Genomic DNA, 25470 nt, shown 5'->3' with positions numbered 1-25470 from the left:
CGCCCGGCCGCGGAGGCCGGGCGGGGGACGGGGCGCGCGATGCCCGTGGTCATCGCTTGCCGACCTCCTTCTCGTAGAACTTCTGCACGCGCCGGACGAACTCCTTGCCGCTGAGCTTGCTCGTCACCAGGAGCTGGGACTCCGGGATGATCGAGCCGGAGTAGATGCCGGCCGTGGTGTTCGCCATGAAGTCCACCTGTCCGCCCTCCTCGGCGAGCTGGGCGGACATCTCCAGCGCCGCCTCGGCGAGCGAGCCGGCCTCCGCCTTCGGCTGGGGCAGGTCCGGGTCGCCGCCGGCCGAGGCCCCCGAGACGTCGAGGACGATCTGGCGGGCCTTCTCGTCGCTGTGGACCCAGTTCAGGAAGTGGACGATCTCGTTCTTGTGCGGGGACTTCGCGGCCACGGAGAAGGAGTTGGCGGCGCCCATGGCCACGTGCTTGCCGCCCTTCTTCTCCGGCGGCACCAGGAAGAAGGTCACATCGTCCCCGAGCGCCTTCTGGTAGTTGGCGGCCTCCCAGTTGCCGTTGAAGGTGAAGAGGCCCTTGCCCTCGGAGAAGCGGCTGACGAAGGCGAAGTAGTCCAGGGAGTTGATGTCCTTCGGGAAGTACCCGGCGTCCGCCCACTTCCGGACCAGCTCGGCGCCCTTCCGGTTGCCCGGGGTGTCGTAGCGCGCGCCGGGCTCGTTGTACATCCAGGAGAGGAACTCGTCCTTGTCGGCGTACTGGTTCATCGCCGCCTGGACGACGAAGTTCACCACGCCGTCCTTGTCGCCGGCGACGATGGGGAGCACGCCCTCCGCCTTCGCGGTCGCCAGGTCCTCCTCCAGTTCGGCGAGGGTCTCGGGCGGGCCGTCGATGCCGAGTTCCCCGGCGAGCTTCGTGTTCATGTAGATGCCGGTGACGCTGTAGCCCAGGCCGAGCTGGTAGAGCGGGCCGGAGCCGCGGACCCCGTCCTCGTTCATCCGGAGCGGTTCGAGCTGGGCCTCGGGCCAGGAGTCCCAGCCGTACGCCTTGTGGTACGGGTCGAGATCGGCGAGCAGGCCGTCCTTGACCGTCTCGCCCATGGTGGGCAGCCGGATCAGGTCCGGCGGATTGTCGCTGGCCAGCAGCCGGGGGGCGTTGGCCGTGAGGTTCTGGAACGTGTCCCGGTTGATGTCGAAGGTGATGTTCGGATGCTGCCGGGTGTACTCCTCGGTCAGCTTGTCCGTGAGCGGGAACCCGGTCTCGTCGGCGATGGTGAGCTCGACCTTCTCCTTGGTCAGCTCGGTGCTGACGTCGGTGGCGTCGGGCGTGTCCGGCGAACCGCCGTTCCCGCCCGGCGCGCAGGCCGCGAGGACCAGTCCCGTGGTGACGGCCGCTGCTATCGCGGCCGGGGCGCGCCGCCCGCTGCGTCGGCGTGGGCGCCGTTCGTCCCTGTCTGCCATCTCGGCTCCTTCCGGGAGCGTCCGCGGACCGGTCGGCCGTTGCGGGGCGGGAGACGGTCGCCCCGCGGCGTCCACCACGGGAACCGTTCGCTCCAGTTTGCGTCGCTCCACTGCTAAAAGGTTTTAGCTTGCGTGTTAGGCTCACGGTGCCAGCGTCGCCGTGTCAAGAGGCGTGACGTATTCGTCCTCAACGGCCGCAGCGGGGACGGGAGGGAGCGCGATGCCGCGGAAACGGGTCACCCTCGTCGATGTGGCGCGCCGGGCGGGGCTGTCCACGACCGCGGCCTCGATGATCCTCAACGGCCGGCCCGACACCCGGCTCTCCAAGGACGCCCACGAGCGGGTCCACGCGGCGGCGGCCGAGCTGGGCTACCGCCCCAATGTCGCGGCCCGGGGCCTGCGCACCGACAAGACGCTCACCATCGGCTTCGTCTCCGACGTGGTCGCCACCACGCGCTTCGCCGGCGGGCTCATCCAGGGCGCGCTGGACGCCGCGCAGCAGGCCGGGCACGTGGTGCTGGTGACGGAGACCGGCGGGGACACCCGGCGCGAGACGGAGGCGATAGCGGCACTCCTCGACCGGCAGGTCGACGGGATCATCTTCGCCACCGTGCGCGCACGCGAGCTGTTCGTGCCGGAACTGCCCGAGGGCACCGACGCCGTCATGCTCAACGCCACCAACGCCCGCCACCCCACGGCGGTGCTCCCCGACGAGACGGCGGGGGGTCGCGCCGCCGTCGGGCTCCTGGTCGAGGCCGGGCACGCGGAGGGCATCGCGCTGATCGGCCAGAGCGACGAGGCCGAGCGCGGCGTGTTCCGGTCCAGCACCGTCGCCCGGCGGGTCGCGGGGATCCGGGGCGCCATGGCCGAGCACGGCCTGGAGTTCGTGGCCGAGGAGTCCATCTGGGACTGGGAGCCGCATCACGGCTACGAGACCACCCTGGCGCTGCTCCGCCGGCGCCCGGACGTCCGGGCCCTGCTCTGCCTCAACGACCGCCTCGCCTTCGGCGCGTACCAGGCCCTCGCCGAGCTGGGGCTGAACGTCCCCGCGGACGTCTCCGTCGTCTCCTTCGACAACGACGAGATCGCCGCCTACCTCCGCCCGGGCCTCACCACCGTCGCCCTGCCGCACGAGGCCATGGGCCGCCGCGCGGTCGAACTCCTGCTGGGCAGAGCGGAACCGGCCGAGGTGCTGCTGCCGATGCCCGTGGTCGCCCGCGAGTCGGTGGCACCGCCCCGGGGGCGCTGAACGGCACCGCTGAGCAGGGCAGCACGGCGACCGGCCGTTTCCCTGGTCGTCGTTGCGGCGTCGCCGGGCCCGGCCGTGCGCCGTGTCAGCGGCCGGTCTGCGAGCCGGAGGGCTGGAGGAGCTGGTCGACGGGGGCGTGGTCGTCGGTGAGCGGCCGGGCGCCGCCGGTCCAGGAGGCGAGGTCGTCGCCGGTGGCGATCTTCCAGCCGGTGCGCCGGTCGTCCAGCGCCTCCTGGGCCGCTCGCAGGTCGACCGGCCGGTCGGAGGCGATGGCCACCATGTTGCCGCCCTCGGAGGCGGAGGCCGGGCCGAGGCCGATGTCGGCGGGGTCGCCGACGAGAGCGACGTGCTCGAAGACCGCGCGGAGAGTGGCCACTTCGGCCCGTGCGAAGGCCAGCTCACCGTGGTCGATGAGGTTGGCGACGTACAGGCCGTCCTCGGTGAGAACCCGCCGTATACCGGACATCGCCTCCACTGTGGTGAGGTGCCAGGGCACGCTCACGCCCCCGAAGGCGTCACCGACGACGAGGTCACGGCTGCTGGCGTCCAGCCGCCGCAGGCCGAGCCTGCCGTCCTCGGCGCGTACCTCGATCCCGGCCTCCGTCCCCAGGCCGAGCCGGTCACGGTTGATCCGCACGATGTCCCCGTCGATCTCGGAGACGAGGCTGCGGGTCCCGGGCCGCGTGGCCGCGAGATAGCGGGGAAAGGTGAGCCCGCCGCCGCCCAGGTGGTGGGCGGCGAGTGGCCGGCCTTCGGGAAAGGCGGCATCGACCACCGAGGCGATGGCGCGCACATACGTGAACTTCAGGAAGGTCGGGTCGTCGGTGTCGACGTAGGAGTGCCGCAAGCCGTCCAGAACGAGTGTGCGGCCGCTGTCCCGGTGGGGGTCCGCGACGATCCGCGCGCAGTGATACTTGGTCTCGGCGTCGCAGCCACCGGGCGCGACCGCGGTGGCCAGGCCGCCGGCAACGACCACGAGCGTCAGGGCGGGGGCGCCGCTCCACCCGCGCGTCCGCCACTCCGCCAGCGCCGAGCCGACGACCAGCAGTGTCCCCAGGCCGAGCAGTATGCCGCTGACCGGCAGCCGCGATACGAGGACGAAGCCGGTCAGGACGGTGCCGACGATGGCGCCGACGGTGCCGACGCCGGACAGCCGGCCGACCACCGTCCCGGTCTCGGCGAGACTGGTGAGACGCAGCTTGGTCACGATCGGCGTCACCGCGGAGAGCAGCGCGCCCGGCACCAGGATGGTCAGCGACGCGATCAGCAGGAGCAGCGCGGGCGCCCACTCCGCCGTGGTGCGCAGCACGGCGGGCGTGAGCGCCACGACCGCACCGGACACCCCCAGCGCGGGGCCGATGAGCCGGCGGGGATCGACCTGGTCGGCGATGCGACCGCCCAGCCAGGAGCCGAGGGCGATGGCGGTGAGGGCGATGCCGATCACCAGAGTGCTGGTTTCGAGGGTGAGGCCGAGGTAGGGCGCCAGCAGCCGCAGAGCGACGATCTCCACCACCAGGACCGCGGCCGAGGATCCGAACACCAGCACGGCAGCGGCACGGGGCCCCAAACCGCGGGTACGGGAAGGGCCTTCGGCGGCGGACGGGGGAGACGATCCGGTCACGCGCGACATCCTCGCACGCGATGCGCCGGGCGGGTGCGGTCATTCCCGGAGCAGCCGACTGCTGGCGACGGCGCGCCACCGCCGCTGACGACCTGCCCCCGCATCGTGCCGGATCTCCCGGTGACTCCGCCGCCGATCGCTCGTGCGTAACGCTGCTGTGCCATGCGAAATATTGCATTGCGGCCGACCTTCGTTCCGGGACAGCCTCTTCGAATGATTGAGTTGCGCGTTCTCACAGCGGACGACTGGTCCGCGTGGCGTGCGTTGAGGCTGGCCGCGCTGGCCCAGGACCCGGATGCCTTCGGGGCCACGCTCGCGGACTGGCGGGGGGAGGGGGACCGGGAGGAGCGGTGGCGCGCCCGGCTGAGCATCGCCGGCTCGCGCAATGTCCTCGCCGTGCTCGACGGGAAGCCGGCCGGGATGGTCAGCGGTGTTCCCGGCCCACGGCTCGGCGTGGTCGAGTTGATCTCCCTGTGGGTGAGCAGGGAAGCGCGGGGACGCGGCGTGGGGGATCACTTGATCCGGGCGGTCGAGCAGTGGGCCGTGGAGGAGCGGGCAGAGATCCTGCGACTCGCGGTCATGCCCGGGAACGAGCACGCGACCGCCCTGTACGGCCGTCACGGCTTCGTGGACGCCGGACCACTCGGTGACGTGTTGCCCAGCGGCCGGAGAGAACACGTCATGACGAAGCGGCTCCTGGCCGGCCGACCCGCCGGGCAGCCCGCACCGGTGTGCGGGGCAGGCGAATGATCCTTGTTCGCCGGAGGGCGGGAAGAAGAGCCTCCCGGGGCCGTTCGGCCGGATCGAAGCTGAATGCTCCGATCCTACGTGTGTCGTAGTATCGAGTAATGCTCTTCGCCACGCCTCCCCTGACCTCGGACGACCGTCGCGTCATCGAAGAGATCGAAGCCTTCCGTACCGAGTTCCGGCACCGGCTTGCCCAGCCTCGCCGCTGGGAAGGGCAGCTCCGCCGCTCGCTCACCGCCGCCGCCGTCCGGGGATCAACCCATATCGAGGGTTACACGATCAGCGCCGACGAGGCGGAAACGCTGATCGCCGGTGGCGACATCTCCCCCGAGACCGATGAAGTCACCCGCAACGCGGTCATCGGCTACCGTGACGCCCTCACCTACGTCCAACATGCCGCAGATTTCCGGATCTTCTCCTGGGACCACACCCTGTTCTCGGCCCTGCACTTCATGATGACCAGGGCCGCCGACAAGGAGGTGCGCCCCGGCGAGTACCGCACCGGCGGCGTCTGGGTTTCCGGAGGCCCGAATCGTCCGCCGGTCTACACCGCTCCGGATCCTGAGCAGGTTCCCGCACTCATGGACGAACTCATCCACTGGCTGGCGGAAGGAGACCTGGACGCCCCGGCTCTCGTACGGGCTTCCATGGCGCACTTCAACCTTGTCTCCATCCATCCCTGGTGTGACGGCAACGGCCGGATGTCCCGCGCCGTGCACACGCTCGTCCTGGCCCGGGACGGAGTCCTCGCCCCGGAGTTCTCCAGCATTGAGGAGTGGCTCGGCGCGGACGAGTTCAACACCCGCGAGTATTACGCCGCTCTGCGGGATGTCCGTACCTCCTGGCAACCGGAGCGCGACACCGCCTCCTGGGTGAGGTTCTGCCTCACCGCCCACCACCTCCAGGCTCAGGAAGTGCAGCGCCGTTTCGAAGCGGCAGCCCGGCTCTGGTTCCGCCTGGAGCGTCTCGCGGAGAAGCACCGTCTCGACGAACGCACCGTCTCCGCCTTGTACGCCGCCGCGCAGGGGCACCTGAGGCGCACCACCTACCAGGCCGAGGAAGCGCTCACCCGGGACCAGGCTCTCGTCGACCTTCGCAGGCTGCGGGGCCTGGGTCTCATCGAGCCCGTCGGGCATGCGCGGACGCAGCGGTACATCGGGGGCCCGGTGCTTCGCGGACTTCGCGGTGAAGTCCGCGCGGAGGTCCACGCCGACCTGTACCGGGAGCCCTACGACCGCCCCTGAGGAACGGATCTGTCAGGAGGGGTGGGACTGCGGGGCGGCAAGTCCGGGGCGGCTCTGAGCGTCACCCCGGCAAGCCGGGTCGTGTCAGGCCGAAAGGGCTCCGGTCTTCACGGCGGTGACGAAGGCCGACCAGTTGGGGGACGGGAAGACCAGGGCCGGGCCGTGGGGATTCTTGCTGTCGCGGACCGGGATACCCGCAGGGTGGTCGTCCAGGACCTCCACGCAGCTGCCGCCGTCGTTGTTGCTGTGTGACGACTTGCGCCAGCCCGTGAGTGCGCCGGCGTTCCGGATCATGTGCTCAGTCATGGTGCCCGAACTCCTTCGCGGTGGCCCTCATCAGGGCCAGGGATTCCTTCTGCGGGAGCGCTTCACCCATGGCGAGAGCGTAGGCGCCGTGGATGCGCTCGACCAGTGCCGGGGACTCGTGGAGCTTGCCCATGAACGTGCCTTCGCTGTAGGCGACCGGCGGTTGGTCCTCGAACCACATCAGCGTCACCATGCCCATCAGCAAGGGGTGGCTGCCCAGGCCGAGCGGCAGGACGTGAACCCGTACGCGTTCGCATTCCGCGAGCCGGACCATGTGCGTGATCTGTTCGGCCATGACCGCTGGCCCGCCGACTGGACGGCGCAGTACCGACTCGTCCAGCAGGGCCCACACTACGGGCGTCACCGGATCGTTGAGGATCTTCGCCCGGTCCAGGCGTGTGACGACGAGGCCGTCACGTTCTTCATCGCTCCGGGGAGGGAAGCTCGTTGAGAGGACGGCACGCGCGTACGCCTCCGTCTGGAGGATGCCGGGAACGAAGGACAGCGCGAACTCGCGGATGACTGTCGCCTGTTGTTCGAGGAGGCGGGCGGGTTCGAAGTAGTCCGCTACCGCCATCTCCGTCTGCGGAAGGAAGCTGCTCAGCACATTCCCCGTGTTCAGCGCCTTGTCCAGGCGGCGGGCGTCGTCCTTGGACGGGATGCGGCGGCCCGCCTCGATGTGCGAGATGTGCGAGCGTGTCATGATCGCCGCGTCCGCCAGCTCCTGCTGCGTCATGCCCGCCGCCTCGCGCTGTGCCCGGAGCCAGTCCCCGTACGCGTTGCCCATCGCCGCCCCCCTTGTGCGACAAAAACACCGTCACCTGCTGTTCTCTGGCGAGCCTAGCCCGTGCCGTCTCACAGTGTGAGGAGATCGCTACAGAGCGACAGGCGAGACCTCAGGTGTGCAGGAGTTGAACATGTTGGATCGCATGGCCCGCGCCCTCGAACCGTTCCGGCGGTTCCTGTGGTGGGGGCTGGTGGGCGTGGACCCGGGTGCCGGACCGGGGCGGCATCGGTCCGCCGGAGTGTCTGGAGTGTCCGGGGTGCCCGGGGCGCGCCTTGCTCCGTCCGTCCCGCCGTCCGTGATCCCGTTGCCGCACGGTGCCATGGTGCGGCGGTCGGTGTCCCCCGGTTCCGGGTGCCCGGCCGCCTGCGTCTGTGCGGCTGCGCCGCCGCGGGGCACGGCGCCGCGGCGGCGGGTGCTGTGGGTGGTCGAGGACGGGTTCGGGCTGCGGGCGTGGCCCGGACATGGGCCGCGTCCCCTCCGTGCCGAGGAGGTGGCCCGGTGAGCGATGAGGCCGGGGTGGCGCGGCTGCTGCCGTGGTCGAACGAAGGGAAGTCGTGCTATCTGCTCGGCGGTGGCAGCGGATACGTCTCGCGGCTCGCCGACGACATGGAGCGCGTGCAGCTCGGTATGGCCGGGGAACTGCTCGGGCACGCCGCCGACCTGCTCGGTGACCCGCGGGCGACGCCGCCCCAACTGCGCTTCCTGGCAGCCCGGTTGCCCGAGTCCCTGCGCGACGTCCACCGGATCGCGGAGAGCCGCGGCGCCCGGCTTCCCCTACGGGAGGGCGACGCTGCGGGGCCCAACGGACGGTCCGAAAAGGACAGTTGAGGCTGACGCTGTGCGCGGAGCCTTCACGGGGATGGGTGAAAGCTGTACGGTCGCCGGTCAGTCCCTGATTCCTCATCGTGGACGAACTTTTCCGCAAGCCGTGTGGAGGAGAACCGTATGGCCCCACTTCTCGTCCCTGGTGTGCTGCAACGCTCCCGCTGCGTCGCCCCGCCGGGCTGGAGCCGCTGGCTCGTGCCGCCCGCCGCGCTCTCCGTCCACCTCGCCATCGGGCAGGCCTACGCGTGGAGCGTTTTCAAGCCCCCGCTGGAGGAATCGCTCAGTCTGTCCGGGACCGCCTCCGCACTCCCTTTCCAGCTCGCCATGGTGATGCTGGGGCTCTCCGCCGCGTTCGGCGGCAAGCTGGTCGAACGGAACGGGCCGCGCTGGGCCATGGCGGTCTCCGCCCTGTGTTTCTCCTCCGGGTTCCTGATCTCGGCGCTGGGTGCCGGGACCGGGCAGTACTGGCTGGTCGTCGTCGGCTACGGGTTCGTCGGTGGCATCGGGCTCGGTATCGGCTACATCTCCCCGGTGTCGACGCTGCTGAAGTGGTTCCCCGACCGCCCGGGCATGGCGACCGGTATCGCCATCATGGGCTTCGGCGGCGGGGCGCTCATCGCCTCGCCCTGGTCGGCGCAGATGCTTTCCTCGTTCGAGCCCGGCTCCGCGGGGATCGCACGGACGTTCCTCGTCATGGGGCTGGTCTACGCGGTGTTCATGACGCTGGGCGTGCTGCTGGTCCGGGTGCCCGCCGACGACTGGCGGCCGCCCGGGTGGGTGCCGTCCGCCGCCGTGGCCAAGCCCCTCGTCACCACCGGTCACGTCTCGGCCGACAACGCCCTGCGGACCCCGCAGTTCTGGCTGCTGTGGGTGGTCCTGTGCACGAATGTCACGGCGGGCATCGGGATCCTGGAGAAGGCGGCCCCGATGATCACGGACTTCTTCTCCGGCACCTCCGCCCCCGTCGGCGTGACGGCCGCCGCGGGCTTCGTCGGCCTGCTGTCCCTGGCGAACATGCTGGGCCGCTTCACCTGGTCCTCCACCTCCGACCTGGTGGGGCGGAAGAACATCTACCGCCTCTATCTGGGCGTGGGGATGCTGATGTATCTGGCCATCGCCCTGCTCGGCGACTCCTCCAAGGCGCTGTTCATCGTCTGCACGGCGGTGATCGTGTCCTTCTACGGGGGCGGTTTCGCGACCGTGCCCGCGTATCTCAAGGATCTGTTCGGGACCTTCCAGGTGGGCGCCATCCACGGCCGGCTGCTCACCGCCTGGTCCACGGCCGGCATCCTCGGCCCGCTGATCGTCAACGCCGTCGCGGACGCCGGGGAGTCCGCCGGGCGCACCGGGCCCGGCCTCTACACCTTCTCCTTCTCTCTCATGATCGGGCTGCTGGTGGTCGGCTTCCTCGCCAACGAGCTGGTCCGGCCGGTCCATGAACGCCACCATGAACCGGACTCGTCCGGACCGGCCCGCTCCGGGCCGCGGTTCCCGACCGCTCGGCCCGAGGAGGCGGCTCAGTGACGGACCCCGACTCCACCGCGCCCGCCCCGTCGGACACCCCGTCGAGCACCCCGCCGGACGCGCGGCCCGAAGCCGGTGGGCGGCGGCCGCTGATGGCCCTCGCCTGGCTCTGGGTCGGGGCGCCCTTCGCCTACGGCGCCTACGAACTCCTGCTGAAGATGCGGCTGTTGTTCACCGGCTGACCGCCCCTCCTGCCCTGCCCCGCCCCGCCCCGCACGCGCCGGGTCTCCGTTCGCCGTCCTCCCCCGGCGCGGAGGCCCGGCGGCTCGTTTCCGCCGCCGCGCGTGTCCGCACGCAGACCGCAGACCGCAGACCGCAGGGACGCCGCACGCCTCCGCCGTGCGCTCCCGCCTGCCCGCGCGCCGGATGTCGAACACCTGACGGATTTTCGCCGTGTCCCGCCTCGCGCCTGCATCCGTATGGCGCCCCCCTGCGGAATGCTGGGAGTCCGCGGCCACCGCGCCGGGCGCCGGACCGAGGGACGAAGACCGCAGGACCGGCTTCCGCCGCCGGCCCGCGGTGTACGTCCGCAGTCCGCCGAGCGGCAGGTGAGGAGAGAGAGTCGTCGTGTACGACACGGAGGTCGCCATCGTGGGGGCCGGGGCCGCCGGGCTGTCGCTCGCGTACCGGCTGTGCGACGCCGCCAAACCCGGGGGGCGGCTCGGGCCCGAGGTGACCCTGGTGGACGCTCCGCCCGGTCCCCTCCGGCCGCCCGAGCGGACCTGGTGCTTCTGGGAGGAGCCCGGGGGAGAGTACGACGGCGTCCTGGCCGCCTCCTGGGAGCGGTTGCGGGTGCGCGGGGCCGGCGGCGCCGAAGTCGTCGGGCAGCCCGCCCCGCTGCGGTACAAGATGTTGCGCTCCCGGGACTTCGAGGCGGCGGTGGAGCGGCGGCTCGGCCCCTCCCCCTTCTTCCGGCGCCTGACCGCAGACGTCGCCGATGTGGCGGAGCTGCCGCAGGGCGCCGAGGTGCGCGGGACGACCGCGGGCGGCGAGCCGGTGCGGCTGCGGGCGCGGTGGGTGTTCGACTCCCGGCCGCCGCAGCGGCTGCCACCCGCGCGGACCGTGCTGCTCCAGCACTTCCGCGGCTGGTTCGTCCGCACCGAACGGCCGGTGTTCGATCCGGCGGTCGCGGACCTCATGGACTTCCGGACCCCGCAGCCCGCGCACGGACTGTCGTTCGGCTACGTGCTGCCGACCGGCCCGGACGAAGCCCTCGTCGAGTACACCGAGTTCTCGCCGGCCGTGCTGGCACGCGAGGAGTACGAGCAGGCGCTGCGGCACTACCTGGGCGAGGTGCTCAAGGCGGGACCGTACGAGGTGACCGGCGCCGAGCAGGGGGTGATCCCGATGAGCGACGGCCGGTATCCCCGGCGCGTCGGGCAGTCCGTGTTCCGCATCGGCGCCGCCGGGGGCGCCACCCGGCCCTCCACCGGGTACACCTTCGCCGCCGTGCAGCGGCAGACGCGGGCCGTCGCCGAGGCGTACCACCAGGGGCGCACCCCCGTGCCGCCCCCTCCGCACCCGGCGCGCTCCCGCGCCATGGACGCGGTGATGCTGCGTGCGCTCGACAGCGGGCGGGTGGACGGCGACCGGTTCTTCACCGGGCTCTTCGAACACGTGCCCATGGAGCGGCTGTTGCGCTTCCTCGACGGGCACACCCGGATGCGCGAGGACTTCGCCATCGGACTGCGCACCCCCGTCCTGCCCATGCTGCGCACCGTGGCGGAGCTGCCCTGGCTGCGCAGACGCTCCCTCCCGCTCCGCACCGGCCCGGGCGACGGGCGGCCGTGACGCGGCGGGGCGCGCCCCGCACCGCCCCGCATCGGCGCCCCTTCCCGTCCCGTTCCCCGTCCCGTTCCGCGCCGGCCCCGAGGCCGTGCCCGTCCGCCCGTCCCGCCCCCACTGTTCGAACAGGAAGGACCCGCCCATGGCTCCGCCCGCCTCCGGCCCCGGCTCCGCAGTCCCGTCCCCGTCCGCTTCCGGAGGCTACGGAGGTTCCGGAGGGCGCCCGGTGAGCCCCCCGCGCCGGGGACGGGACCGGCGGGCCCGCATCCTGCCCGCGCCGTCCGGCCGGCCCCGGATCACCGGCGAACCGCCCCGGACGGCCGTCATCGGCGGCGGCATCGCCGGGCTGGCGGCGGCCACCGGGCTCGCCGAGCGCGGCGTCCGCGTCACCCTGTACGAGCGGGAACCCGGTCTCGGCGGGCGCCTCGCCGGATGGCCCGTCGAGCTCTCCGACGGCTCGTCCGCCACCATGAGCCGCGGCTTCCACGCCTTCTTCCGGCAGTACTACAACCTGCGGGGGCTGTTGCGGCGGGCCGATCCCGGGCTCTCCGTGCTCACCGGCCTGCCGGACTACCCGCTGCAGCACAGCGGCGGACTGCGCGACAGCTTCGCCCGCGTCCCGCGCACCCCGCCGTGGAGCGCCCTCGGTTTCGCCGCCCTCAGCCCCACCTTCGGCTGGCGCGACCTCGCCCGGATGAACCCGCGCGCGGCCCTGCCCCTGCTCGACGTCCGGGTGCCGGACGTCTACGAACAGCTGGACGGCATCAGCGCCGCCGAACTGCTGTCCCGCATCCGTTTCCCGGAGGCCGCGCACCATCTGGCGTTCGAGGTGTTCTCCCGGAGCTTCTTCGCCGACCCGCGCCGGCTGTCGGCCGCCGAGATGGTGCTGATGTTCCACATCTACTTCCTCGGCTCCAGTGAGGGGCTGCTCTTCGACGTGCCGGACGAGCCGTTCCCGCAGGCGCTCTGGGAGCCGCTGGGCGGCTATCTCGCCGGGCACGGCGCCGAGCTGCGCACGGCGTGCGCCGTCGAGTCCGTGGAGCCCGGCCCGGACGGCGGCTTCACCGTCGCCGCGGCGGACGGACGGCAGGACTGCGACGCCGTGGTGCTCGCCCTCGACACCGGCGGCCTGCGCGAACTCGTCGGCCGCTCGCCCCGGCTGGGTGACGAGCGCTGGCGCGAGCGGATCGCCCGGCTGCGCACCGCGCCGCCCTTCCTGGTCTCCCGGCTCTGGCTGGACCGCCCCGTGGCCGCCGACCGGCCCGGCTTCCTCGGGACGAGCGGCTACGGGCCGCTGGACAACGTCAGCGTGCTCGACCGCTGGGAGGGCGAGGCCGCGCGCTGGGCCGCCCGTACCGGCGGCTCGGTGGTCGAACTGCACGCCTACGCCGTCGACCCGGCCGCCGACCGGAAGGCCGAGGAGAAGCGGCTCCTCGCCGAGCTCCACCGGGTCTACCCGGAGACCGGCGACGCGAAGACCGTCGACGTCCGGCACGAATGGCGGGCCGACTGCCCGCTGTTCCCCGTGGGCGGATACCCGGACCGGCCCACCGTCCACACGCCCGACCCGGCGCTGGTGGTGGCCGGTGACCTGGTGCGCACGGGGCTCCCCGTGGCGCTGATGGAGCGCGCCGCGACCTCCGGCTTCCTCGCCTCGAACGCCCTGCTGGAGCGGTGGGGCGTGCGCGGCCAGACGCTGTGGACGGTGCCGGAGAAGGGGCGCACGGCGCTGCTGCGGACGCTGGCCGGCCGGCTGGGGTGAGAGGGCCGGGTCGTCGGCTGGGGTGAGAGGGCCGGGCCCCGCCTGCCCCGGCTTCGTTCGCCTGTTCGGGCGCGTGTCGAGGACGGGCCCGGGGGTATCCGAAGCGGGCCGTGACCGACCGCAGAGAGGCTGGAGTCCACCGAGTGCTCGAACAGATCAGCGGTCAATGGTCGGTGGGCTGGAGCATCGCGGCCTTCGTCATCGCCGGCGCGGCCACCGTGGTCTGCGGGGTACGGCTGACCGCCCTGGGGGACACCCTCGCGGACCGGACGGGCTGGGGCGAGGCCCTGTTCGGCGCCGTGTTCTTCGGGCTGGCGACCTCCCTCTCGGGGATCGTCATGACCGGCGTCAGCGCGGCGGCCGGACAGCCCCAGCTGGCCTACGGCAACGCCGTGGGCGGCATCGCCGCCCAGACGCTCGCCGTCGTCGTCGCCGACGCGGCGTACCGCGGGGTGAACCTCGAGCACGCGGCGTCCTCCTCGCAGAACCTGCTGTTCGGCTCCCTGCTGCTGGCGATGCTCGGGATCACGCTCATGGCGTCCCTCGGCCCCCAGGGGACGTTCCTGGGGGTCCATCCCGCGTCCGCCGTTCTGGTGGCCGTCTACCTCGGCGCTCTGCGGCTGATCCAGAACGGTGAACGGCCGTTGTGGCGCGCGGTGCGCACCAAGGACACCGTGGAGGACGAGCCCGACGAGTCCCCCTCGTTCCCCGGGCGCCGGACCGGAAGCATCTGGGCCGAGTTCGCGGGTCTCGCGGCCGTGGTCGTGGTGGGCGGCTGGGCGGTGGCGCGTGCCGCCGAGAGTCTCGTGGAGGCCACCGGTCTGAAGGCCGGACTGGTCGGCGCGGTCTTCATGGGCATCGTCAACGCCCTGCCCGAGACGGTGACCGCGATCGCGGCCGTCCGGCGCGGTGCGGTGACCCTGGCGATCGCGGCGGTGCTGGGCGGTAACTGTCTCGACGTACTGAACCTCGTGGTCGGCGATGTGGCCTACCGGGAGGGTTCGCTGTTCCAGGCCGCGGAGCCGGAGGAGCTGTTCATGACCAGTGGTTCCCTGGTGATGACCGCCGTTCTGCTCGCCGGGCTGCTCGTGCGCCAGCGGCGGGGGTGGCTGCGGCTGGGCTTCGACGGCATCCTGCTCATCGCGGTCTACGCGACCGTCGTGGTGACGCTGGCCGTGTGACCCCGGTTGTGACCCCCGCTGTGACCCCGCCGCGCGCCGCCACGGCACGGCGGGGGCCGCACGGCGGCGACGGCGGAACGGCCGCGGCGCGGCGGCGGCGATGGTGCCGCGCGGTGGCGGCCGGTGGCGCGGGGCCGTGGCGCGGCCCCGTCGCCGTCCGTCCGGTTCACCCCGGGAAACGTCCCGTGCTGCGCAGCTCCCAGCGGCGTTCCGCGTAGGCCAGGTCGTCGCGCCACAGGCGGCCCGCCGCGGCGCGCATCAGCGGGCGGAGCAGCGGCGCCGCCGCGCGGGCCAGCGCGAAGCCCTTGCGGTCCGAGGCGGCGACCACCGCTTCGATCACCGCCGTGCGCGGGGGGCGTCCGGACGCCGGGTCCGGGGCCGCCAGCGGCGTGGCGTGCGTCTCCACGACCGATCCCCGGCCCTCGCCCTCCGCGATGTGCATGACGACGGTGCGCGGCTCGGGCGCCGTGAACACCGCTCGCACCGGAACGACCGCCCGGCCCGCCACCTTGAACGACACGTCCACGGCGAAGCCGTCCTCGCCCGCCGCGCCGCCCGCCCCCTCGCCCGCCGTACCGTCCCCCTCCGGGGTGTCCACCACGGTGAGGTCCACGAACGAGTACGGGTGGAACCAGGCGCCGTGCCAGGGGTCGAGCCGGTTGGCCACGATGTCCTCCGGCTCGCACCGCCCGACGCCCTGGTAGACGGCGGGCAGCGCGCCCCCCGGCTCCGGCCGGACCGGGACCACCGGCCGCTCCAGCGGTTCCTCACCGCCGATCGCGTCGAGGCGCACCCAGACCAGCAGCCCGTCGTCGTGCACCGGATACGACTCCCAGCCGGCGAACGGGGCGCCGGTCAGGGCCAGTCCGTGCCAGTGGCAGACGAGGGTGCCGCAGCGCACCGGGCTGTCCTTCAGGGGCGCGCCGAGGTGCGGGCAGGCGCCCGGCCCGGCGCGCAGCCGCCCCTCGGCGTCGCGCCAGGCGACGACCTCGGTACCGGCGACGGTGCGGCCGAGCGGGCGGTCACCGGTGATGTCGCGGGTGGCGCCCAGGACGTACCAGTTGCCGGAGGGGCGGGCCTGTGAGCGCTTCAGCGCGCCGGCGATCAGCGCCGGCTTGGCGTCGCGCCAGGTCGGCCGCTGCCGGTCCCAGGGGACGGGGTCGCGGCGCAGCCGGAGCGGGAAGCGGCCGGGGCGTCGCCCGTTGTCGTCCGCCGCGGTGGGCATCAGGCCGCCTCCCCGTGGGCCCGCTCGGCGGCGACGGCCGGGCGGGGCCGCGCGGTCCGCCACGGGGCGGACGCGGTGGACGGGGACCGGCCGGTACGGGCCCGCAGCCGGGCCGCCGTGACCCGGGCCAGTCCGTCGAGCGCCACGGCCGCGCGGCGCCGGCGCGGGACGACCGCCCGGCGGTGCAGCACCGCGTAGCCGTCGTCGGCGACCGCCTCCAGGATGCCGCCGTACAGCACGAACGCGGTGCGGATGCAGGGCCGTGCGACCGGGTCGAGCATCGGGATGCCGGGCGCCGCCTCCCGGTACACCCCGCGGGTCAGGTCGGCGGCGGCCATCAGGGCCGCCGTGATGCGGGGGTCGCGGGCGCCCGTCGCGCGGCTCCACTGGAGGAGGTCGCGGTCGACACCGTGGGCGGCGAGGAGGTCGGCGGGGAGGTAGACCCGGCCGCGGTCGAGGTCCTCGCCGACGTCCCGCAGGAAGTTGGTGAGCTGGAACGCCACTCCCAGCGCGGCGGCGTGCGGCGCCGCCTCCTCGCGGGGCACGACGGTGCCCAGGACCGGCAGCATCTGCAGGCCGATGACCGCCGCCGAACCGTGCATGTAGCGCCGCAGGTCGTCGTAGGTGGGGTAGTCGGTGACCTCCAGGTCGCTGCGCATCGAGTCCATGAAGTCGGTGAAGTGGCGGTGGTCGATGGCGTAGCGGTGCGCGGTGTGCGCCAGGGCCCGCACCACCGGCTCGTCGTCGGCGCCGGCAGGGGTGCCGTTCGGGGCGTCAGCGGGGGTGTCGGCGGGGGCGCCGTCCCCGTACCGGCCCCCGTCCCGCAGCCCTGCCGTGAGCCGCTCGCGCAGCCGTTCGAGCGCCATGGAGCGTTCGCTGGGGGAGGTGTCGCATCCCAGGTCGTCCACGATGTCGTCGGCCCAGCGGGCGAAGCCGTACAGGGCGTGCACGGCGGGGCGCCGTTCGACGGGGAGCAGCCGGGTGGCGAGGAAGTAGGTCTTGCCGTGGCGGGCGTTCAGCCGGCGGCACTCGCGGTAGGCGGCGCGGAGAGCGGGGTCGGTGATGCCCGCCGCGTCCAGTTCACGTTCGGTCATACGTGCGTGCCTTTCCTGCGGGGCCGGGGATGCGGCCGGTGGCGGAGCGCGGCGGGGGGAGCGGCCCGGTGACGCGGGCGGCGGCGAGCTTCCCCGAGATCAGGACGGTCGGCACCCCCACCCCCGGGGTGGTGCCGCAGCCGGCGAGCACGGCGTTCTCCGTACCGCGGACGAGGTTGCGGGGGCGGAACGGGCCGGTCTGCGCGAAGGTGTGCGCGGCCGAGAACGGCGTTCCGGCGGCGTGCCCCTCGGCGGTCCAGTCGGCGGGGGTGACCAGGCACTCCTCCTCGATCGCCGCGGCGAGGCCGGTGAGGCCGCGGCGCTCCAGTTCGGCGAGGAGGCTGTCCCGGTAGCGGGGCGCGAGGTCCGTCCACGCGCGGACGCCGGGGCCGATGTCGGTGTTGGGGCAGGGCGCGAGGACGTAGTGCAGATGGCGGCCGGGGGGCGCGAGCGAGGGGTCCGTGGCGGTGGGCCGGGTGATGAGCAGCGAAGGGTCGCTCATCAGGGTTCCGGTGCGGGTCAGTTCGCGGAAGGTGCTCTTCCAGGCGGCGCCGAACGAGATGGTGTGGTGGGCGAGCCCGGGCCAGGTGCGGTCGGTCCCCGCGTGCAGGATCACCGCCGAGGGGGAGTGGCGCAGGGCGACCGGGCGGCGCGGGGAGCGGCCCAGCAGCCGGTACGTCACGGGCAGGTCGGGGGTGAGGACGACCGCGTCGCAGGGGATGCGGTCCCGGTCGGTGACGACGGCGGTGATCCGGTCACCGGAACCCGGGCCGGAGCGGGAGCCCGGTCCCGAGCGCTCCAGCTCCGTCACCTCCTCCCCGTAGCGGAAGCCGGCCCCGGCGTCGGCCGCCGCGTCCGCCAGCGCCCGCGGCAGGGCGTGCATGCCGCCCCGGGGGAAGTACACCCCGGCGACCGTGTCCATGTAGGCGATGACGGCGTACGCGGCGAGGGCGCGGGCCGGCGGCACCCCGGCGTACAGCGCCTGGAAGGAGAACACCCGGCGCAGCCGCTCGTCGGAGAGGAAGCGGCCGATCCGGGCGTCGAGCCGGCCGAAGCCGCCGAGCGCGGCGAGACGCGCCAGGTCGGGGTGGAGGAGCTGGAACGGGGAGTCGAAGTTGGCGTCGATGAAGCGGCGCATCTGCACCGCGTACAGCTTCTCCAGCCAGCCGCGCAGCCGCCGGTAGCCGACGGCCTCGCGGGCGCCGGCGAAGCGTTCGACCTCGGCCTCCATCGCCTCGGCGCCGGTGTGCACGTCCAGCTGGGACCCGTCGGCGAACCGGGCCCGGTAGGCGGGGTGCAGCGGTACGAGGTCCAGCCGGTTGCCGAGGCTGTCGCCGACGGCGGCCAGCGCGTCGTCCACCAGTTCGGGCATGGTCAGCACGGTGGGTCCGGTGTCCATGCGGTAGCCCCCGCGGTCGAGGCGGCCCGCGCGGCCACCGGGCAGGGTGCCGCGCTCGACGACGGTCACCCGCCGGCCCGCGCCCAGCAGGTGCAGCGCGGCGGCCAGTCCGGCCAGTCCGGCGCCGACCACCACCACGTGGTCGGTCCGGCCCGGGACGGTTCGCATCGGTGTCATCGGCGGTCTCCTTCGGCGGCGGCGGAGAGGAGCAGCGGTACGGGCATGCCGTCCGGCGCTCCCGCGGGGGTACGGCGGCCGGGCGTCGCGGGGTCCGCGCCGTCCGGCCACGCGCCCACCCCCGCCACGGCGGAGAGCAGGGCCCGCAGGCGGCGGCCCGCGGCGGGCTCCACGGCTGCCCCCGCCAGATGGCGCGCGCTCTGGCCGACCAGCCGGTCGATCTTGCTCTCGGTCAGGGCGCGTGCCCCGGTGCCGGTGAGTACGGCCCGCACCCGGCGCAGGTCCTCCCCGGACAGGCCGGGGTCGCCGAGGGCGCCGTCGAGGACGGCGAGCGCCGCGCCGTCCCCGTCCGCCTCGGCACGCGCCCGGGCCACGGCGACGAGATAGGTCGGCTTGCCCTCGCGGATGTCGTGCCCGGACGGCTTCCCCGTCCGCTCCGGATCGCCGAACACGCCGAGCAGGTCGTCGCGGAGCTGGAAGGCGATGCCGGCGCAGCGGCCCGCCGAACAGAGCGCCCGCGTGGTGCGGTCACCGGCGCCGGCGAGCGCGGCACCGAGTGCGATCGGGCGTTCGACGGAGTACAGGGCGCTCTTCAGGCAGGCGGTGCGGATCGCGCGCACCATGGAGCGCGAACCGGTGGCCTGCCCGTGCAGGTCGAGGTACTGCCCGGCGACCATCTCGGTGCGCATGGCCCGCCAGATGCCGCGCACCCGGCGGCGGGTGTCCGGCGCGAGCGGTGTCTCGGCGAGGGTGTCGTCCGCCCAGGCGAGGGCCAGGTCCCCGGCGAGGATGGCGGCCGCCCGGCCGAAGGGCTCGTCCGGTCCGGCGTCCGCTCCCTGCCGGGACGGCCGCCGCCCGCCCGCCGTGCGGCCGGCGGCCCCGCGCCCGGACTTCCCGTACTGGGCCGCCAGTTCGACGTGGACGGTGGCCCGGCCGCGGCGCAGCGGGGAGTCGTCCATCACGTCGTCGTGCACCAGCGCGCAGGTCTGGATCAGTTCCAGCCCGGCCGCGACGCGCAGCGCGGCCTCGGCCGCCTCCGGATCGCGGCCTCCGCCGCAGGCCCGCAGCCCCCACCACAGGAACTGGCTGCGCATGCGCTTGCCGCCGCCGAGCGTGAAGCGCATGACGCGCTCGGCGATGTCGCGGGCGAAGACGTCGTCGATGCCCGCCGCGGCCGTGACCCGTTCCCGCAGAACGCCGTCGAGTATGTGGCCGACGGCGCCCGCGACATCCGCGTCCACGGTGCCCGGTTCCCTGAGGTCCGCGTCCGCGGTCTTCGATTCCACGGAGTCCGGGTACCCCGGCTCGGCATCCGAACCCCGTTCCTCCGTCCGGCCGTTGACGGCGTCGTCGAACGGCTCCCGCGGACCGCCCGGCGGCCGGGGCGCTGCGGACGGACCCGGGTGGCGGCCGGTGGCCGGGGGCTCCTCTGCCCGTGTGCGGCGCAATTCGCACGTCCTCTCGTCGCGTCGATCGGCTGCGGTCCCATCTCATTCGGAGCAGAGGTGCCCCGCGGATGCGGCCGGGCGGGGCACGTCGCCGATGTGGCTCGGAGGCGGCGCCGGACGCCGCCGTTCCAGTCGATCACGTCGGACCCGGCCGCGCCCCGCGCCACGTCCGGCGGAGGACCGTTCGGAGGACGCCGCCGCCCTCCCGGAGCCCGGGCGGCGGCCGACGAGTGGCGGTACGGGCACGATGGGCGGCGGGCACCGCGACGCCGCGGGCACCGGCGGAGCCGCGCGGCTTGCGGCACGCGGGGTCCGCCCGGGCCGCGACGCCCGGACCACCCGAGCACTCCCAGCCGCCGGAGGGGCGCCATGACCGTCTCGGTCGTCCTGTTCACCGCCGATCTGCGGCTGCACGACCATCCGCCGCTGCGGGCGGCACTCTCCTCCGCGGACGCGGTGGTGCCGCTCTTCGTTCGCGACGACGGCATCGAGGCAGCCGGGTTCGCCGGGCCCAACCGGCGGGCGTTCCTCGCCGACTGCCTGGCCGCGCTCGACGCGGGCCTCCGCGACCGGGGCGGCCGGCTGGTGCTGCGCTCCGGCCCCGTCGTCGAGCGGGTGTGCGAGATCGCCGCGGAGACGGGCGCGGCGGAGGTGCACACGGCGGCCGGCGCCAGCGGCTACGCCCGGCGCCGCGAGGAGCGGCTGCGCAGGGCGCTCGAAGCCGGCGGGCGGCGGCTGGTCGTCCATGACGCGGTGGTCACCGTGGTCCCGCCCGGAGCGGTGACCCCGGCCGGCTCGGACCACTTCGCGGTGTTCACCCCGTACTTCCGGCGCTGGTCGGCCGAGTCCCCGCGGGCGCCGCTGGCCGCACCGCGCGCCGTACGCGTGCCGGACGGGCCGGGCTCGGAGCCGCTGCCCTCCCGCGCCGCGGTGCCCGGCGTCTCCCCGGGGCTCGCCGCGGGCGGCGAGACCGAGGGGCGGCGGCGTGCCGCGGCCTGGCTGCGGAACGGCCTCGCGGACTACGAGGACCGGCACGACGACATGGCCGGTGACGCCACCTCACGCCTCTCGCCCCACCTCCACTTCGGCACCGTCTCCGCGGCCGAGCTCGCGCACCGGGCACGCAAGGCGGGCGGCCCCGGCGCCGACGCCTTCGTACGGCAGCTGTGCTGGCGGGACTTCCACCACCAGGTGCTGGCCGCACGGCCCGCCGCCGCGCACGCCGACTACCGCACCCGCCACGACCGCTGGCGCACCGGGCCGGAGGCCGCGGCGGACATCGCGGCCTGGAAGGAGGGGCGCACCGGCTATCCCGTGGTCGACGCGGCGATGCGCCAGCTCGCCCACGAGGGCTGGACGCACAACCGCGGCCGGCTGCTCGCGGCGAGCTTCCTCTCCAAGACCCTGTACGTCGACTGGCGCACCGGCGCCCGGCACTTCCTGGAGTGGCTGGTCGACGGGGACCTGGCCAACAACCAGCTCAACTGGCAGTGGGTCGCCGGAACGGGCACCGACACCCGGCCGCACCGGGTGCTCAACCCGGTCGCCCAGGGACGCCGCTTCGACCCCGGCGGCGCCTATGTCCGCCGCTGGGTCCCCGAACTGGCGGACGTCGAACGCCGGTTCGTCCACGAGCCGTGGCGGATGCCGGCGGCCGAACGGGCCCGGTACGGCTATCCGGAGCCGGTCATCGGCCTCGCGGAGGGCCTGGCCCGTTTCAAACGGGCCCGCGGCCGCGACTGACCGCGCGGTCGGCGGCCGCCACGGAAGGCCGGTCGGCAGCGCCACGGAGGGCGCGGCTCCGCGCGCCGCCGGTGGCTCCCGGCCACCGCACCGGCTCGTTCCCGCGCCGCGATGGTGCCCGTGCCCGGCCCGTGCCGCAGGCGCCCGCCGGCCACTCCCACGGTCCGCCGTGGCGCCCGGACCGAGGCGGCCGCGGCCCTCCGCTACGGCACCGCCGGCCCTGCCGGCACCGTGCGGCACAGGCGGCCGAGCGCCTCCAGCGCCTCCCGCAGCCCGAGCGGCCGCAGCGTCCCCGGGACGGACGACCCCGCCCAGCCCGGACCGGCGAGCAGCACCGCCGGATGGGTCCGCGCGCCCTTCACCCCCCACTCGCTGGCGGCGACGTGCCGTGCCAGCGGGCGGTTGGCGGTCGAACGGCTCTGCGACCACAGGACGACGGCCGCCGGACCGGTGCGCCGCACCGCCGCGTCCAGTGCCTCCACCGGCAGCGCCGCACCGAACATCCGCACGGGGAAACCCTGTTCGGCCAGAGCGGCAGCCAGTGCCTCCAGCGGGAGAGCGTGCTGCTCGTCCGGGACGCAGGCCAGCAGCACGGGCGGAGCCCCGGGTGCTCCGGGCGGCCCGGGCGGGGCGGACGGCACCCGGCGCAGCGCCGAGGAGATGTGCCAGGACAGCAGGTGCTCCACCTCGACATAACGGTCCCCGGCCGTCTCCCACTTGCGGCCCGCCGCGCGCAGGGTCGGCACCATCACCTCCTCCCAGGCCGTGACCAGGCCGTGTTGTCCGACGGCGGACGCCAGCAGGTGCTCCACGGCCGCCGCGTCCAGGCGCACGGCGGCGCGCGCGAGACCGCGGCACTCCTGCCGTACGTCACCGAGCGGCAGCCCGTTGCCGGAACCGGGCTGCCGGGCGGCACCGCGCGGGGCCGGCAGGGCCGGTACGGGGGACGCACCGGCGGTCGCGGCGGCCGGTGCCGTGGGCGGCGGCGCGGCGGGAGCGTGACCCGCGGCGGGGGACGGCGCGCCGGACGGTTCCCCGGACGGCCCGCCGGGTGACGCCCCGGAGGACGCGCCGGGTGACGTGGCGCGTGGTGCGGCGGGGGAGTCCTCCGGTGCGCCCGTGAGGGGACGGCCGGCGGCGCGGGCGGCGCGGGCCGCCTCGGCCGGAGGGATGCCCGAGGCGGTGAGCCGGCACATCTCCTCCAGCACCGCGATGTCGCGCGGCGCCCACCGGCGGTGCCGGCCGTCCCGCCGGACCTCCGGCCCGATGCCGTAACGGCGGTCCCAGGAGCGCAGGGTGGCGGGGGAGACCCCGAGCCGGCGCGCCACCGCACCCGTGGTCGCCCGCACGGAGTCAGCCGAGTCCGCCGGATCCGCCGAGTCCGCCGAGTCCGCAGGGGCCGCGCCCGCCCCGGCCACCGTGCCCGGATCCGGCGCCGTATCCGTCATGCCGGTCCCGGCAGCCGCCGGTCCCCGGCGTTCCGATGCGCTCATGGCAACACCATACGTTGCACAAACGATGCGAGTTGCCCGCTTCCGTGTTCTCTTCCGATGCTGGCCGGGCCGCGGCGCCGCCGAGGCGTCCGGCGGTGCCCCGTGTCCGCCACCCGGCCTCCGGCGGACACGGGGCCGCCCGTCGCACCGGCCGGCTCCGAACCGGCAGGAGGAGCAGCTCGTCATGACCGCACAGCACACCGCCCCGCGGAGCGTCCCCGCGCCGCCGCACGGCACACCGGACCCCCGTACCCGGGACGGACTCCGTCGTCCGGAGCAGCTGTCCGACGAGGAGGTGGCCGCCGGTCTCGCCGCCGGGGACGAGCACTGCCTGGCCGCCGCCCACCACCGCTGGGGAGCCCTGGTGCACACGCTCGCCCGGCGGGCCCTGGGGGACGACCGCGAGGCCGAGGACGTCACGCAGCAGGTCTTCATCGCGGCCTGGCGGGGCCGCGCGGGCTACCGGCCGGAGCGCGGTTCCCTGCCGGGCTGGCTGACGGGCATCACCCGGTTCAAGATCGCCGACGCGCTGGCGCACCGTACGCGGCGTGCGGAACTGGCGGCGGCCGCGGGCACGGTCCGGTCCGGTTTCCCCGAGGCCGCGGCCCGCCCGGAAGCGGTGATCGATCGCGTGCTGGTCCACCACGAACTGGAACGGCTCCCGGCCGCGCAGCGCCTGGTGCTGCGCCTGGCGTTCTACGACGACCTCACCCAGGCCCAGGTAGCGGTCCGCACCGGGCTGCCGCTCGGCACCGTGAAGAGCCATGTCCGCCGCGGCCTGCTCCGTCTGCGCGACGCCCTCGGCCCGGAGCTCCTCGGCACGGAGGAGACGGAGGAGGCGGCCTGACGCCGGGCGCACATGCGTACGAGCCGGCCCGCCGCCGGACGCCGCGCGCCGGACACGCCCGCCGCGGGACGCCGGTGCGCGCGCCGGCCGGTAAACGCTGCACGAACGGTGCACGTGGACGCCGCTCACCCGCAGGGGCCCGGCCCGCCGCCCGCAGGGGCCCGGCCCGCTGCCCGCGGGAGCCCGGCCCGCTGCGCCCCGGCCGCCCGGGCCCCTACGCCCCGGCCGCCCCCGCCGCCCGGGCCCGTCCCGGCTCCGCGTCGGAGAGGTTGTCCGGGAGGCGCAACCCCTGCCGCAGGGGCACCAGTTCGGTCTGCAGCACCATGGTCGCCGCCCCGATGGCCGGGGCCGTGGCCGCCGAGGTGGACAGCCGTACGGCGACGGAATGGGTGGCACGCGAGAAGAAGGAGCGGTCCAGCTCCTCCTGGACGACCGGGAGATACGTGGCGCCCGCGATCGCCAGGCTCGGCCCGGTGAGCACCAGCAGTTCGAGGTCCATCACATTGGCCAGGGTGCGGGCCGCCACCGCCAGATAGCGCGCCGACCGCTCCAGCAGCGCCCGGGCCGCCGGCTCACCGCCGCGCGCGGCCCGCGCGACCGCCGCGAACTCCGCGACCACCGACGGCCGGGCGCCCCGCGCGCCGTTCTCGCCGGTCAGCCCGGTGACCCGGGCGAGATGGGCGTCCGCCCGGGCGGCGGCGACGACGGAGGCCGGCCCGGCCATCACCTCCGTGCAGCCGCGCGCCCCGCACCAGCACTCCGGCCCCTCCACGTCGAGGCAGATATGGCCGATCTCGCCGGCGTTGCCGCTGGCGCCGCGGTAGGCGAGGCCGTTGATGAGCAGCCCGGCGCCGATGCCGGTGCCCATGTAGAGGGCGGCGAAGGTGGAGGTGCCGCCGACGACTCCGGACCAGTGTTCGCCGAGCGCCGCCGCGGTGGCGTCGTTGTCGAGGACGACGGGCAGCCCGGTGGCCTTCTCCAGGGCGCGGTCGAGGGGGTAGTCCTCCCAGGGCCGCATGGCGGGCGGGGTGAGCCGCATCCCGCTGGTGGGGGTGAGCGGGCCGGGGGAGACGAGGCCGAGGCCCAGTACCCGTCCGCGTTCGACGCCGACGCCGTCGATCAGCGCGTCGACCTCCCGGGCCATCCGTTCGACGACCACGGGCGGGTCCTCGGCGCCGACCCCGGCGCGGGACATGCGGGCGACGACCGAGCCGCCGAGGTTCGTCAGGACGTAGGTGATGCCGGCCTGGTCGAGGTGGACGCCGACCGCGTACCGCGAGGACTGGTTGAGCTGGAGGAGCACCCGCGGCTTGCCCCCGGTGGACTCGGCGCGGCCGGTTTCCACCACCAGCCCGTCGTCGATGAGACGGCGGACGACGGTGGAGATCGTGGCCCCGGTGAAGCCGGTGGCCCGGACGAGCCCGACCCGGCTGATGGTGCCCGCGGCCCGGATCACGTCGAGTACGGCGGATCTGCTGCTCGTATGGGGTGTGGCCTGCGCCGGTCCGCTGGGTCCGCTCACTGAATCCTCCGCCCGCGCTCGCTGTGCGCGCTCACGCTATCGATGCCCTCCACAGCGGATCGCACCGC

At 74.4% G+C, this 25470-nt stretch carries 21 protein-coding genes; 11 read left to right on the top strand and 10 right to left on the bottom strand.

Features of this window, described 5'->3' with window-relative positions; translation table 11 throughout:
• Positions 1 to 49: 49 nt before the first annotated feature.
• Positions 50 to 1423, bottom strand: a complete 1374-nt coding sequence (locus tag LIX60_RS13985) for an ABC transporter substrate-binding protein (protein ID WP_227958700.1) — start codon at positions 1421 to 1423, stop codon at positions 50 to 52.
• Between the two features lie 220 nt (positions 1424 to 1643).
• Between LIX60_RS13985 and LIX60_RS13980 the strand changes: the two genes are divergently transcribed.
• Positions 1644 to 2672, top strand: a complete 1029-nt coding sequence (locus LIX60_RS13980) for a LacI family DNA-binding transcriptional regulator (protein ID WP_227958699.1) — start codon at positions 1644 to 1646, stop codon at positions 2670 to 2672.
• An 85-nt stretch (positions 2673 to 2757) separates the two neighbouring features.
• On the opposite strand, the gene LIX60_RS13975 is transcribed toward LIX60_RS13980, so the two are convergent.
• The gene (locus LIX60_RS13975; protein WP_374117854.1) at positions 2758 to 4302 is read right to left on the bottom strand and encodes a fused MFS/spermidine synthase; all 1545 of its coding nucleotides are present in this window, start codon (positions 4300 to 4302) and stop codon (positions 2758 to 2760) included.
• A gap of 204 nt (positions 4303 to 4506) precedes the next feature.
• On the opposite strand from LIX60_RS13975, the gene LIX60_RS13970 reads away from it, so the two are divergent.
• Positions 4507 to 5043 (top strand): GNAT family N-acetyltransferase, encoded by a 537-nt coding sequence (locus LIX60_RS13970; RefSeq protein WP_227958697.1) that lies wholly within the window; start codon positions 4507 to 4509, stop codon positions 5041 to 5043.
• A 98-nt stretch (positions 5044 to 5141) separates the two neighbouring features.
• On the top strand, positions 5142 to 6284 hold the full coding sequence (locus LIX60_RS13965) for a Fic family protein (protein ID WP_227958696.1): 1143 nt from the start codon (positions 5142 to 5144) through the stop codon (positions 6282 to 6284).
• An 84-nt stretch (positions 6285 to 6368) separates the two neighbouring features.
• On the opposite strand, the gene LIX60_RS13960 is transcribed toward LIX60_RS13965, so the two are convergent.
• Both LIX60_RS13960 and LIX60_RS13955 read right to left on the bottom strand, forming a co-directional pair.
• Positions 6369 to 6590 carry a DUF397 domain-containing protein gene (locus LIX60_RS13960; RefSeq protein ID WP_227958695.1) on the bottom strand — a complete coding sequence of 74 codons (222 nt, stop codon included), beginning with the start codon at positions 6588 to 6590 and terminating at the stop codon, positions 6369 to 6371.
• Complete coding sequence (locus tag LIX60_RS13955) at positions 6583 to 7377, bottom strand: helix-turn-helix transcriptional regulator (RefSeq protein WP_227958694.1); 795 nt, start codon at positions 7375 to 7377, stop codon at positions 6583 to 6585. Before LIX60_RS13955 ends, LIX60_RS13960 begins: the two co-directional genes overlap by 8 nt.
• 498 nt (positions 7378 to 7875) lie before the next feature.
• Between LIX60_RS13955 and LIX60_RS13950 the strand changes: the two genes are divergently transcribed.
• The 6 genes from LIX60_RS13950 (at position 7876) to LIX60_RS13925 (ending at position 14454) form a co-directional block, all read left to right on the top strand.
• On the top strand, positions 7876 to 8205 hold the full coding sequence (locus LIX60_RS13950; RefSeq protein ID WP_227958693.1) for a hypothetical protein: 330 nt from the start codon (positions 7876 to 7878) through the stop codon (positions 8203 to 8205).
• 117 nt (positions 8206 to 8322) lie between these two features.
• Complete coding sequence (locus LIX60_RS13945; protein ID WP_227958692.1) at positions 8323 to 9726, top strand: OFA family MFS transporter; 1404 nt, start codon at positions 8323 to 8325, stop codon at positions 9724 to 9726.
• Complete coding sequence (locus LIX60_RS13940) at positions 9723 to 9908, top strand: hypothetical protein (RefSeq protein ID WP_227958691.1); 186 nt, start codon at positions 9723 to 9725, stop codon at positions 9906 to 9908. The genes LIX60_RS13945 and LIX60_RS13940 overlap by 4 nt, the downstream gene beginning before the upstream one ends.
• Positions 9909 to 10293: 385 nt before the next feature.
• Positions 10294 to 11517 (top strand): lycopene cyclase family protein, encoded by a 1224-nt coding sequence (locus tag LIX60_RS13935; protein WP_227958690.1) that lies wholly within the window; start codon positions 10294 to 10296, stop codon positions 11515 to 11517.
• Positions 11518 to 11653: 136 nt separating this feature from the next.
• Positions 11654 to 13273 (top strand): FAD-dependent oxidoreductase, encoded by a 1620-nt coding sequence (locus LIX60_RS13930; RefSeq protein WP_374117853.1) that lies wholly within the window; start codon positions 11654 to 11656, stop codon positions 13271 to 13273.
• Between the two features lie 143 nt (positions 13274 to 13416).
• Positions 13417 to 14454, top strand: a complete 1038-nt coding sequence (locus tag LIX60_RS13925) for a sodium:calcium antiporter (RefSeq protein WP_227958688.1) — start codon at positions 13417 to 13419, stop codon at positions 14452 to 14454.
• Positions 14455 to 14620: 166 nt separating this feature from the next.
• Here LIX60_RS13925 and LIX60_RS13920 read toward each other — a convergent pair whose 3' ends face one another.
• From LIX60_RS13920 to LIX60_RS13905, 4 genes are read right to left on the bottom strand one after another with little or no spacing between them, the layout of a single operon-like run.
• The gene (locus LIX60_RS13920; protein WP_227958687.1) at positions 14621 to 15679 is read right to left on the bottom strand and encodes a DUF5914 domain-containing protein; all 1059 of its coding nucleotides are present in this window, start codon (positions 15677 to 15679) and stop codon (positions 14621 to 14623) included.
• The gene (locus LIX60_RS13915) at positions 15679 to 16773 is read right to left on the bottom strand and encodes a phytoene/squalene synthase family protein (RefSeq protein WP_227958686.1); all 1095 of its coding nucleotides are present in this window, start codon (positions 16771 to 16773) and stop codon (positions 15679 to 15681) included. Before LIX60_RS13915 ends, LIX60_RS13920 begins: the two co-directional genes overlap by 1 nt.
• Positions 16760 to 18340, bottom strand: a complete 1581-nt coding sequence (crtI, locus tag LIX60_RS13910; protein ID WP_227962767.1) for a phytoene desaturase family protein — start codon at positions 18338 to 18340, stop codon at positions 16760 to 16762. The genes LIX60_RS13915 and crtI overlap by 14 nt, the downstream gene beginning before the upstream one ends.
• A 5-nt stretch (positions 18341 to 18345) precedes the next feature.
• Positions 18346 to 19635, bottom strand: a complete 1290-nt coding sequence (locus LIX60_RS13905) for a polyprenyl synthetase family protein (RefSeq protein ID WP_227958685.1) — start codon at positions 19633 to 19635, stop codon at positions 18346 to 18348.
• A gap of 531 nt (positions 19636 to 20166) precedes the next feature.
• On the opposite strand from LIX60_RS13905, the gene LIX60_RS13900 reads away from it, so the two are divergent.
• Positions 20167 to 21540 carry a deoxyribodipyrimidine photo-lyase gene (locus tag LIX60_RS13900; RefSeq protein WP_227958684.1) on the top strand — a complete coding sequence of 458 codons (1374 nt, stop codon included), beginning with the start codon at positions 20167 to 20169 and terminating at the stop codon, positions 21538 to 21540.
• A gap of 203 nt (positions 21541 to 21743) precedes the next feature.
• On the opposite strand, the gene LIX60_RS13895 is transcribed toward LIX60_RS13900, so the two are convergent.
• Complete coding sequence (locus tag LIX60_RS13895; RefSeq protein WP_227958683.1) at positions 21744 to 23033, bottom strand: MerR family transcriptional regulator; 1290 nt, start codon at positions 23031 to 23033, stop codon at positions 21744 to 21746.
• Between the two features lie 184 nt (positions 23034 to 23217).
• On the opposite strand from LIX60_RS13895, the gene LIX60_RS13890 reads away from it, so the two are divergent.
• Entirely contained in the window at positions 23218 to 23880 is a 663-nt protein-coding gene (locus LIX60_RS13890) for a sigma-70 family RNA polymerase sigma factor (protein ID WP_227958682.1), read from the top strand.
• Positions 23881 to 24094: 214 nt separating this feature from the next.
• On the opposite strand, the gene LIX60_RS13885 is transcribed toward LIX60_RS13890, so the two are convergent.
• The gene (locus LIX60_RS13885; RefSeq protein WP_227958681.1) at positions 24095 to 25402 is read right to left on the bottom strand and encodes an ROK family transcriptional regulator; all 1308 of its coding nucleotides are present in this window, start codon (positions 25400 to 25402) and stop codon (positions 24095 to 24097) included.
• Positions 25403 to 25470 lie beyond the last annotated feature (68 nt).

This window comes from Streptomyces sp. S07_1.15 (assembly GCF_020739505.1).
GTDB lineage: Bacteria > Actinomycetota > Actinomycetes > Streptomycetales > Streptomycetaceae > Streptomyces > Streptomyces xinghaiensis.
The sequence above is the reverse complement of the archived record's forward strand: the minus strand, read 5'-3'. Positions and strand labels throughout refer to the sequence as shown.